A 10,710-nucleotide genomic window follows, 5' to 3' on the forward strand; every position below is an offset into this window, starting at 1 on the left:
CCCAATACGGTTCGGATAAGGTTTTTTGATGATACGCCCTAGCAAAGACGCGATAAATCGCCGTCTCTACAAAGGACTGATTATTGTAAAGACGGCGATTTATCGCGTCTCTTGCTTTAACTTCGTGCCGTTACGCGAACGTAGGGAAGGGGGTTAGGGGGTTAGGTTTTTCGCGGCTTTTCCACATAAGGTGAAAAGTCAGACTCAGGACTAGCGATCGCACACCAAAATCCTTACCTGAATAAATATATCCGATTTGTGTACGTAATAACACGGTAAAGCTGACCTGCTGAAGTTGACAAAAACATTGCAAAAGCGATCGCTGTAATCCAGTTCTTGAGTGTACTGGCGACAAGCCGAAGAAGCCTCTACGCCATTCTGGAGTTTAGTGGCGGAATAAAATTTATATTCTGGTTTTTGACACTGCATCAAAAAATAATCTGTAAAAAATGCCCGAAACATCTTCTGGGTATAGATTGTGACGAGCGCGATCGCAGGACTTATGAAAAATGCGGGCTAGGCTGTGATTGGTTTATTATTCTCAGGTTAATTTAGTTCTAATCATGGTCAAAAACATTACTTTAGATCCTCTAGTAACGGATATTCGATATGAAGAAATTTGTCAGATTTTGGGAGAGACTTACAATCAAGAACGCTGGAACGATTGGCGCTGGCAAATGCGGCATCGGTTGACTAAGTTGGAACACTTTCAGAAGTTATTAAGGCTTAGTGCTACCGAAGAACAGGGACTTTTAATCGCCCCAGAGAAGTTTGCTGTAGCTGTAACCCCATACTTTGCATCACTACTCGATCCAGAAGATCCCCTTTGCCCACTACGGTTACAAGTGATTCCACGGGAAGAAGAACTAATAGTTAGTACCGCAGACATGGTAGATCCATGTGGTGAAGATCACGACACTCCAGTACCAGGACTTGTACACCGCTACCCCGATCGCGTGTTGCTCCTTGCCCTAGATACTTGCGCTGCTTATTGCCGTTACTGCACCCGCTCTCGTTTGGTGAGCCAAGGTGAGATGTACCCAGTAACCCGTCGGTTGGATGCGATCGCGGCTTACCTAGAGGAACACACGGAGATCCGTGATGTGCTAATTTCTGGTGGCGATCCTCTATTGATGGCTGATGAACCCTTAGACAATTTGCTTAGGCGGCTACGTGCCATTAAGCATATTGAATTTATCCGAATTGGTTCTCGCGTGCCGAGTTTTTTGCCGCAGCGAATTACACCAGAACTGGTTGCTTTGCTGCGTAAACATCGGGTGTGGCTGTCTTTGCACTTTTGTCATGTACGGGAACTTACCCCAGAAGTGGCACAAGCCTGCGATCGCCTAGCTGATGGCGGCATTCCTCTAGGCAGTCAAACTGTGCTATTAAAAGGTATAAATGATTCTGAAAAAGCCCTGAAGAATCTGTTTCACGGTCTTCTCAAGCTGCGGGTGCGACCCTATTATCTTTACCAATGCGATCCAGTTGTTGGCACCGCACATCTACGAACGAGTGTTCAAACTGGCCTTGATTTAATTTCTAAATTGCGTGGTCATACCACAGGCTACGCTGTACCAACCTATGTGATTGATGCCCCTGGCGGTGGTGGCAAAGTCCCAATTCAAGCCCAGACTCTACTTGCTTATGAGAAGGGCACAGCGACAGTGCAAAATTGGGCAGGTAAGACATACACTTATATAGATCCAGTGGAGTAGCTGACTTTTCACGTTATGTGGAAAAGCCACGAAACACCTAACCCCCTTCCCGATGAAAATTCAAAGTCTCTCTCCTAAAAGGAGAGAGATTTAGAGAGAGATTTTCCAGATCCCGTGAAAAGTCAGGTGGAGTAGAGGTAACACTATATATTTGTATATGAGTTGATCGCCATTATCTAAAAGAGCCAGTTGAATGATTCTTTTAGATTAGACATAAGAGTGAAAATGACGTAGGGACAATTCATGAATTGTCCCTACCAAGGATTTCGAGCAACGCAGAATTAATTTTCACTCCTATGTCTATTATCGCAAACCAAAAAACTAAGTAATTGCCGGAGATTAATTGGAATGTTGATTGTTGGTAATGCAAACATAAAAGGTCGAGGTATTTTCGCACAGAAGCGCTTTTTGAAAGGAGAACTCATTGAGAAAGCGCCAATTATTGTTATACCCGCAGAACAGGTTGAATTGCTAGATAAGACAACTTTGGGTAACTATTACTACGATTGGGAAGAGAAAGCGGCGGCCGTCGCTTTCGGTTTAGTGTCCCTGATTAATCATTCTTACTATCCCAATACTTACTATGTGAAAAAATTCGCTGAAGGAGAAGTGGAATATATTGCCTACCAAGATATAGAAGCGGGAGAAGAAATGACTGCCAACTACAACGGTTCTCCTGAAGATAAATCTCCTATATGGTTTGATGTTGTTGATGAGCTATCTTCGACTCCATTGAAGATTTAGTAAGTAAGTCGGTGCTAATATTTCCAGCTATGTTAAGGAATTTTCATGTAGGGTGTGTTGTCGCCAAGCGCCGCACCGTCAACAATCTCAGGTGCGTTGCTATAAGGCATAACACACCCTACAGCTAATTTATATTTCTTCATATACATTGAATTTTTCTCACCGACTTACTTAATGGGAGTTCCTCAATTAAGACACTTGATTTGGACATTAAGGCTAACAGCAAAAGCTTTCTCACTGGGAATTATCGGGCTATGGGGTTATTAATTGGTCTGTGTTATGACCTGAAGGCAGATTACCTTCAGGCTGGTTTCAGTGCCTCTGAGGTGATGGAGTTTGACGACGAAGAAACTATCATCGGGTTGGAAGATGCGTTATTTCAGTTAGGTCATCAGGTTGAACGTGTGGGCAATGGTAGAGAACTTGCTGTGCGTTTGGTAAAGGGCGATCGCTGGGATCTGGTTTTCAATATTGCTGAGGGTTTGAAGGGTCGTTCTCGTGAAGCCCAAGTCCCGGCGGTTTGTGAATTATTCGCTCAACCTTACACCTTTTCCGACCCGCTTACCTGCGCTTTAACCCTAGACAAAGCACTTGCTAAAAGAATAGTGCGCGATCGCGGTTTGCCTACAGCTCCCTTTGAAGTGGTGAGTACCACCGCCGAAGCCGCAGCCGTATCGCTGCCAATGCCCCTTTTTCTCAAACCTGTGGCCGAAGGCAGTTCTAAAGGGATAACAGGGCGTTCTCTTGTCAAAGAACGCGAAGAGCTAGTAAATACTTATCAAGTGTTACGCGAACTTTTTCAGCAACCCATACTGGTAGAAACCTTTCTTCCCGGTAGAGAAATGACAGCGGGTATTGTTGGCAACGGCAGCAACTCACGGGTAGTAGGTGTGATGGAAGTAATTTTTACAGATCAAGCAGAAACCTCCGCCTATACCACCCTCAACAAGGATGAGTATCTGGAACGGGTATCTTATCGTTTGGTCATAGATCCCGAACCACTGGCAGCACAGGCAAGGCAACTGGCGCTGGATGCTTACCATACTCTTGGTTGCCGTGACGCTGCCCGTGTGGATCTACGCTGTGATGCTAGCGGTGTGTTGCAGTTTATGGAGGTTAACCCATTGCCAGGGCTACACCATATCCGCTCAGACTTGCCAATTATGGGACGTTTGGGTGGTGTGACATACAAAGAAATCATTGCTGAAATAGTCGAATCTGCATGGCAAAGGTACAAATGTTGAAGTTTTTAGAGTAATACAGTTCAGAATCAGCAACAAAACACTTGTAGAGACGGCGATTTATCGCGTCTCGAAAACCCAAAATTGTTGCCAGTAGCCCTTAACCCAAGCGTATTGGTTTTTAGGGCTGTTCAAGCAGACTCAATCTCAGAAGTCAAAAGATAAAAACGCCCAGTTAAAAGCACTGCACCCATGAGTAGCCCTAGTACTAAACCCAACCATAAACCTATAGCACCCCAGCCGAAAGGGAATGCCATGATATAGCCCCCACCTAAACCTACTCCCCAGTACGCAAACATAGTGATTAACGTTGGTATTTGGGTATCTTTCAACCCGATCAAAGCACCAGCAGCAATAGTCTGAATAGAATAAAATATCTGGACTATTGCCCCTACAGCTAGAAAAGAAATTGCCGTTTTAACTATCTCGATATTATCTAGATTGCCGGTATCCAAAAACATTGCCACAATATACTTTGGAAACAGCCAAAAAATTAGTGCCACAATGCTCACAAAGGGAGTCACAAGCGCAATGCAGACAAATCCCGCTCGGCTTGCACCCTTGAGATCATTTTGTCCCCTCAACTGTCCTACTCTCATGGTGACGGCATAGGAAATACCTATAGAAACCGTTTCGACAAAATTTTCTGTCTCAACGGTAATTTCATGGGCTACTAAAGTTTCTGTCCCAAACCACCCCATCATTAAAGCAGTGGCAGTGAATACTCCGATTTCTGCTCCATACTGCAATCCCAAGAACCATCCAGTTTGGAAGATATCCATAAACATATCTTTATCGAAGTGATGCAGGGCGGAATAAAATTGGTAGTCTTTAAAGTAGTTATCGAAGCAAATCCAACTGGCGGCGGCGATAAAATTTAGCCAAAAAATGAGTGTGCTTCCCCAACCGATACCAGCTAAACCCAGGGCTGGTAAACCAAATTTGCCGAACATTAACACGTAATTAGCAGCCGCATTCAATAATAGTCCAGACACCGTAATTACTGTTAGGAATTGGGGGCGATTGAGGGCAGAGCTAACTTCTTTTAAGATACAAAAACCGAGGACAGCCGGAAAACCCCAAACAATAGACCGCAAATAGGTTTGAGCCAATAATACATTGCTTTCTTCTTGACCAGTTAGCAGCAAGATATAGTCAAAGTGCCAAATAATAAACATCACAGGTAAGCACATTGTCACAGCTAACCAAATTCCTTGACCGGTAGCACGGCTAACTTGGTCTATTTTTCCTGCACCAAAAGCAGTTGCGACACTCACACCCGCAGCTGAAAGAATAGAACGACAAATGGAAGCTAGAGTAGAAAAGGCAACAGCCCCTAAAGCACCCGCAGCTAAAGCTCGGCTGTTAAGTAAGCCCATCATTACCCCATCCAATAAAGGAATGCCCGCTTCTAATATTTGAGTAATTACTAAAGGAACTGCCAATTGCAGGCAGGCTTGGACTTCTAATATCAGTTCTGATTTAAATTCTTTTGAAGTTAACTCCATTGGGCACGAAAATTAAGGAGGTTGCGAAAAAACTAACACTTAATATATTAAGACAGGCAAAAGTCCAACAATCAGCCGTTTTGAGTATACACAACTAATAGCGACTCGTATTGGACATTTGTACTCCTAATGGAAACTTTATCTTCCAAATCACCGTGAGAACGTCAGCCTATCCTTGGCATTACCCAGGGCTTTTGCTTTTTTCTCAATCTCTCCTACTCGTTGCATACGGTTAGCACCTACTCAAGGATTCGACCACCTTGAGGGCATACGAGAGGTTACTTCGTTCCGAATGACCATTTTATGTACCTTTAGAGTGACACTGTTCGCCGGGTTTAGAATAAGTGCAGATTGGTGGAGAGAAAATTCGCCAATTCTTTATCCTTTGTCTTTTGGCTCCAGCGTAGTCAGCCTTTTCGCTGGTTGCGGTGTTACGACGATTCAGGCGTGTCTTCAAGCGGTTGCTTTACTTATGGGTACTTTTGCTTGATGGATACCAGATTCAGTAGTTTTCTGGTCACAAGCTCCTTGTGTTTCAATCGAAATATTTTCAGTCAAACAAATCAGAACCTCTTCAAGAGTTTCTGAATCGGTCAGGGCTAGCTGCTTTGATAAAGTCATTGGCTTTCATTTCATGACTAATATCCTTTATTTTTTCATTTTTTAAACCTTATATTACAATTCATAACTTTATCTAATATTATCGGTATTTATTGCTACTTAACTGTACTTGGGTTATAGCGGTTCCCATTCAGATGCGGTACAACATTATATCGCTAGGTGTAGGGGCACGGCAGTGCCGTGCCCTAAAGGAGTGTACCTAACTAGGTCGAGAAACGCTATATGGCTAGCGATCGCCTTTGAAAAAACTTTGCGATTTACTGAAATTAGGTTCCATATTCTTTGACACAATATCACAGTCAATACCCCCTAATATTAGATGGGGCGGCTCAAAGTCGTTTGAACTTTTTCTGGAGAAATCTCAATGACCATTTCAATGTACCAAGCTTTAATACCGGTGTCTATTCGCACACTGAATAACCTTACAAACATTCTTGAAAAAGGTGCTGCTTATGCAGAAACTAAAAAAATAGATCCTTCTGTGTTGATTAATAGTCGTCTATCGCCAGATATGTTTCCATTATCAAAACAAGTGCAAATTGCCTCTGACATAGTAAATAGAGGTGTCGCACGGTTAGCAGGAATAGAACCACCTAAATTCGAGGACAATGAAACTACATTTCCTCAACTTATTGATCGCATTCAAAAAACTATCTCTCATTTAAATACTTTTAAACCTGAGCAAATTGACGGTTCAGAAGAGAGAGAAATTACCCTACAGATGCGTGACAACACTCTCTCTTTTCAAGGAATGCCATTTCTCCTATATTTTGTTTTACCAAACCTTTATTTCCATGTCACAACAGCGTATGATATTCTTAGGCACTGCGGTGTAGAACTTGGCAAAGGAGACTTTCTTGGTCAGCCTTAATCAGAGCAATATCTAACGCAATTTTTTCGAGAATTTTCGATCTTACTTGGGTTAGTAAAAAATAGACTTCTTGGCATTGTGGGGAAAAGTTTTTTCTTCTTCAACATTTCCCTTTTCTCTTTCTCAGTAATTACACTGGCTTGAATCTCGCCGATTAATTAGTAAAATCTAATACTACATCAAATTCAATATTTGTTCGGTTATGAGTATGATTTCGTTTAGACCAGTGATATTGATTATAGGCATAAGTATTGGTTTACCTCTGATGAGTCTCTCCAGCGCTATGACGATATCACAATGTTAATGTTGAGGCTTTAGGCTCCGCAGAAAATGCAGGTGTACTGCTTGGCGATGTTTTGGTAACGTTCGATGGCGTAACTGTGGGCGATACAGGTGATGTGCTGGCGCTGCTTAATAATAGCGATCGCATTGGTAAAGCTGTCAACGTACAAGTTGTGCGGGGTGGAGTGTTAGTTGAGTTAGCGATCGCTTGCAAGCCCTAGAAGCCCGTATTACTGGTACTGGTGGGAAAGCCTTATCCATTACTGCTGATGTTTCAGATGAGGCGCAGGTAGAAGCATTGGTGAACCCAACTCATGCAAAATTTGCCAGAGTTGATATTCTCATCAATAATGCAGGGGTGATGCTGTTAGGTCTGATTGACGGTGCAGATACAGAAGACTGGCGACGCATGATCAATCTCAATGTATTGGGATTGATGTCAAACCACCCGCGAGAATCAAAAATTTGCATTAAATAAAAAAATTGCCTGTTGACTTTTTAACTATTAGTAATATTGGAAAAATATAGCGGTTCTCAGTTGAGTGAGGTACAAGAACCCCACCCCCAACCCCCTCCCCGCTCTTCGAGAGGGGGATATGGTGTACCTCATTTGATTAGGAAACGCTATAAATGAGCCTTTGTATCTGTCAAATAAATTACTATAGCGGTTCCCATTCAGATGCGGTACAACATTATATCGCTAGGTGTAGGGGCACGGCACTGCCGTGCCCTAAAGGAGTGTACCTAACTAGGTCGAGAAACGCTATACTATTGCCAAACAGCCGAGTTAAAGTAATAAATAATTGTGAAAGATTAAGATTAGCTTTGTTATCAGGTTCTGATAAATAAAGCTCCCGATAAAGGGTAAAATTATTTTTAATATAAATACTATTTGCTTCGAGTAGTCTGTATTCAGTATCGTCTAGTCTCCAAAGCTCATATTTAATATTGTTTAATTCAAGTTAAACTTGAATACGTTCTCGAATTTGTCTAACTACTTGTTTCATATATTTGGCTCTAATTTGTTAAGAATATAGTAATACTGTAATTTTATGAGTTACTTTTCGACTATTTCGCTAGTTATGGTTTGCAAAATCTCATTGATATTTTGTAAACTTATGGAACTAATACCAATTGACTCTAAACTTTCAATAGCTGCAAGATATGCTGATTGAGATTGGTATTTCTCCTCAAAATACTGCTCATCTTTATAGCCATAAAGGATAGACTCAGAACCAATCTTCTTGAAAAACTGCTCAGATGGTATCAAGAGCTTTCTACTTTGAAAACAGCCCTCAAGATAACCATAAAAATAGCTGATGAAATAGTTGATTTCTTGGCGAGAAAATTCTATTTCAAAAGGTTCACGAAGTATTTGAGTATCATAACCTTCTACCTCAGCGTCCAGAATCCTGTAAAAGCTGATATAGAGTGTACCCCTATTGTCATAAATATCGATTAAATAGAAGAATCTACCTTGTGCTTTTTCTAAAATCAATAATAGTGGAAAAGAGAAAGTACCTTTCCAATCGTCAATCCAATCACTGCTATCACCAAACAAATGCGTTAAGCAGACATATAATTCAGCTAAATTGAGTTTATTTTTGTTCTCGCGTTCGGAAAGATAAAAGTGCATATAAAACATATAATCATCTTTAATGGGAAGACTTTTTTGCCGAAGTTTCCTAAATTCGGTATCATCCAAACGCCAAAGCTCGTATGTAATATCTTTCCGTTTGAGCTTAACTTTACTGCGCTGTTTAATTTGTCTAACTACTTGCAACATGATAATTAATTGGCTCCAGATTTATAGTAATAATGTACTATATTAATGTTTTAGTTCCAGTTTGACAACATGGTTAATGAAAATCCGCAGACAGAATTTGATAGCCCGTGGAAACAGATACTACAACTGTATTTTGAAGAGTTCATGCTGTTCTTCTTCCCCCAAGTACATGGAGAAATAGACTGGACACGACAGCCTGAGTTTTTGGACAAAGAATTAGAGCAGGTGGTGCGTGATGCAGAACTAGGGAAAAGACTAGCAGATAAGCTCGTAAAAATATACCGCACTGCTGGGGAGGAATCCTGGATACTGATACATTTGGAAGTTCAAAGTCAAGAATCAAGCGACTTTGCAGCTAGGATGTTTACTTATAACTACCGGATTTACGATAGATATAAGCGCTCTGTTGCATCGTTGGCAGTTTTGGGTGATGAGCGTTCAAACTGGCGACCATCAAGGTTTGGTTACAACCTTTTTGGCTGTACGGTTGAGTTCACATTTCCAATTGTCAAATTGTTAGACTATCAACAACGTCAATCTGAATTACAAGCCAGCCGAAACCCTTTGGCGACTGTGGTGATGGCACATCTAAAGGCAATGGAGACACGCAATGATAGAATAGAGCGCAAGCAACAGAAATTGGTTTTAGTGCGTAGATTGTACGAACAAGGCTTAAGACGGGAAGATGTTATTAACTTATTCGGGTTCATTGACTGGATGATGACTCTACCAGCGCAACTAGAGACAGAATTTTGGCAAGAATATCGTGATTTTGAGGAGTCTTTAAGTATGCAGTATGTTACTTCTGTTGAACGATTTGGTATTGAAAAAGGTAAGCTTGAAGCTTTGTTAAAAGGTATAGCCTTGGGATTAAAGCTCAAATTTGGTGAATCGGGTCAAAATTTATTCCCCGAAATCGAATCTATCCAAGATGTAAGCGTGCTAGAAGCCGTCTTGGAGGGGATAGATACAGCTAGTACTGTTTCACAATTGCGTCAAATTTACCAGTCGCACACAACAGACACGCAACCAGAAGTTTGATGTGCGCTACTTTGATCATTTGGTTTCAGGCAAGAATTATAGCGATGTCAACTGTGCTGCGCCTCAATCTGACAACTGGAGAGGGTCAAGAACCAAAGGTTTGCTTCATTTTCATCTAACGTTTGGAGGATTGACCTAATGTGTCAACAGTTAATGCACAGCCCCAGGATATTCATAAACTCCAAGACAAAATCAATGAACTGGAATTTCAGTTAGAGCAACAAAAAGAAATAACAGCAGCAAAAGAAGCTGAGATTGCCACAAGAGAACAGGAATTAGCACAACAGAAAGTGCAAGCTATTAATGGCTTTAAAGAATTAGAAGCTATGGTTCGTCAGGAATGGCTAACAGAAAAAAAAACAGGAAATTATAGTAGAACGTCAACAAATTATAGAAGCAGCACAAACGGAAGTTAACAAAAATTTGAGTGCCGCACAAACGGAAGCACAAAAAATTATCAAGGAAGCTCAAAAGTTAAAGCTTGATGTCCAAAATCAAGCAGATAGTATTATTGAACAGGCAGAAACTCTAGCCAATGAACATAGGCAACGAGCAAGAGAGCAAATAATTAAGGAAATTCAGACGAAGGAAGAAGAATTAGGGACTTCCAAGAAATAAATTATCCAAATAAACGAACCACAGAGGCGCAGAGAACACAGAGAGAGGAGAAATAGAGAGGGTTTTTGGGTCAGTTTTGGGACATTTTTTTATTTGGAAGTCCCTTAGTAAATTTCCGTAAGGTACTTGACGATAAAGACAGGTATCTTGAAGAAGAAGATAAAAAGCTGTCAAGACAAATTAAGCAAATTGAACGCCGAGAAGAAGACTGTCATCAAGATACTCAGTAGATTAAAGCATAAAAGCTTCACTACTAGGGGATGAATGTATCAGATACTGC

Annotated in this window: 13 protein-coding genes and 1 pseudogene; 10 read left to right on the forward strand and 4 right to left on the reverse strand. The window is 41.3% G+C overall.

The annotated features are described in order from the left end of the window. Nucleotides 1-210 precede the first annotated feature (210 nt). Nucleotides 211-429 carry a hypothetical protein gene (locus tag V7K97_RS11910; RefSeq protein WP_334801130.1) on the reverse strand — a complete coding sequence of 73 codons (219 nt, stop codon included), beginning with the start codon at nt 427-429 and terminating at the stop codon, nt 211-213. 134 nt (nt 430-563) lie between these two features. On the opposite strand from V7K97_RS11910, the gene V7K97_RS11915 reads away from it, so the two are divergent. The 3 genes from V7K97_RS11915 to V7K97_RS11925 all read left to right on the forward strand — a co-directional run bounded on the left by V7K97_RS11915 (nt 564) and on the right by V7K97_RS11925 (nt 3,706). Continuing rightward, nucleotides 564-1,718: a KamA family radical SAM protein gene (locus tag V7K97_RS11915; protein ID WP_334801132.1), complete on the forward strand. Its 1,155-nt coding sequence runs from the start codon at nt 564-566 to the stop codon at nt 1,716-1,718. Between the two features lie 348 nt (nt 1,719-2,066). Then, a complete protein-coding gene (locus V7K97_RS11920) occupies nt 2,067-2,462 on the forward strand; it encodes an SET domain-containing protein (protein WP_334801134.1) in 396 nt (131 codons plus the stop codon). A gap of 203 nt (nt 2,463-2,665) precedes the next feature. Then, nucleotides 2,666-3,706 (forward strand): D-alanine--D-alanine ligase family protein, encoded by a 1,041-nt coding sequence (locus tag V7K97_RS11925; RefSeq protein ID WP_334801136.1) that lies wholly within the window; start codon nt 2,666-2,668, stop codon nt 3,704-3,706. A gap of 128 nt (nt 3,707-3,834) precedes the next feature. Here V7K97_RS11925 and V7K97_RS11930 read toward each other — a convergent pair whose 3' ends face one another. Further along, entirely contained in the window at nt 3,835-5,211 is a 1,377-nt protein-coding gene (locus V7K97_RS11930; RefSeq protein ID WP_334801138.1) for an MATE family efflux transporter, read from the reverse strand. Nucleotides 5,212-5,664: 453 nt separating this feature from the next. Further along, a complete protein-coding gene (locus V7K97_RS11935) occupies nt 5,665-5,832 on the reverse strand; it encodes a hypothetical protein (protein WP_334801139.1) in 168 nt (55 codons plus the stop codon). Between the two features lie 364 nt (nt 5,833-6,196). Here V7K97_RS11935 and V7K97_RS11940 point away from each other — a divergent pair, with 364 nt between their 5' ends. The 3 genes and pseudogenes from V7K97_RS11940 (at nt 6,197) to V7K97_RS11950 (ending at nt 7,463) form a co-directional block, all read left to right on the forward strand. After that, complete coding sequence (locus V7K97_RS11940; protein WP_334801141.1) at nt 6,197-6,703, forward strand: DUF1993 domain-containing protein; 507 nt, start codon at nt 6,197-6,199, stop codon at nt 6,701-6,703. Between the two features lie 311 nt (nt 6,704-7,014). Beyond that, a pseudogene (locus tag V7K97_RS11945) lies at nt 7,015-7,206 on the forward strand (PDZ domain-containing protein); the annotation flags it as partial. After that, nucleotides 7,194-7,463, forward strand: a complete 270-nt coding sequence (locus V7K97_RS11950; protein WP_334801144.1) for an SDR family NAD(P)-dependent oxidoreductase — start codon at nt 7,194-7,196, stop codon at nt 7,461-7,463. The pseudogene V7K97_RS11945 and the gene V7K97_RS11950, both read left to right, overlap by 13 nt. A gap of 579 nt (nt 7,464-8,042) precedes the next feature. Here the strand turns inward: V7K97_RS11950 and V7K97_RS11955 are convergent. Further along, nucleotides 8,043-8,771 (reverse strand): hypothetical protein, encoded by a 729-nt coding sequence (locus tag V7K97_RS11955; RefSeq protein ID WP_334801145.1) that lies wholly within the window; start codon nt 8,769-8,771, stop codon nt 8,043-8,045. Between the two features lie 69 nt (nt 8,772-8,840). Here V7K97_RS11955 and V7K97_RS11960 point away from each other — a divergent pair, with 69 nt between their 5' ends. The 4 genes from V7K97_RS11960 (at nt 8,841) to V7K97_RS11975 (ending at nt 10,660) form a co-directional block, all read left to right on the forward strand. Next, nucleotides 8,841-9,812, forward strand: a complete 972-nt coding sequence (locus V7K97_RS11960; RefSeq protein WP_334801146.1) for a cytosolic protein — start codon at nt 8,841-8,843, stop codon at nt 9,810-9,812. Nucleotides 9,813-9,952: 140 nt separating this feature from the next. Beyond that, nucleotides 9,953-10,228 carry a hypothetical protein gene (locus V7K97_RS11965; protein ID WP_334801147.1) on the forward strand — a complete coding sequence of 92 codons (276 nt, stop codon included), beginning with the start codon at nt 9,953-9,955 and terminating at the stop codon, nt 10,226-10,228. 7 nt (nt 10,229-10,235) lie between these two features. Beyond that, nucleotides 10,236-10,430 carry a hypothetical protein gene (locus V7K97_RS11970; protein WP_334801149.1) on the forward strand — a complete coding sequence of 65 codons (195 nt, stop codon included), beginning with the start codon at nt 10,236-10,238 and terminating at the stop codon, nt 10,428-10,430. A 65-nt stretch (nt 10,431-10,495) separates the two neighbouring features. Further along, nucleotides 10,496-10,660, forward strand: a complete 165-nt coding sequence (locus tag V7K97_RS11975) for a hypothetical protein (RefSeq protein ID WP_334801150.1) — start codon at nt 10,496-10,498, stop codon at nt 10,658-10,660. The last annotated feature ends 50 nt before the right edge of the window (nt 10,661-10,710 follow it).

This window comes from Nostoc sp. (assembly GCF_036917815.1).
Classification (GTDB): domain Bacteria; phylum Cyanobacteriota; class Cyanobacteriia; order Cyanobacteriales; family Nostocaceae; genus Nostoc.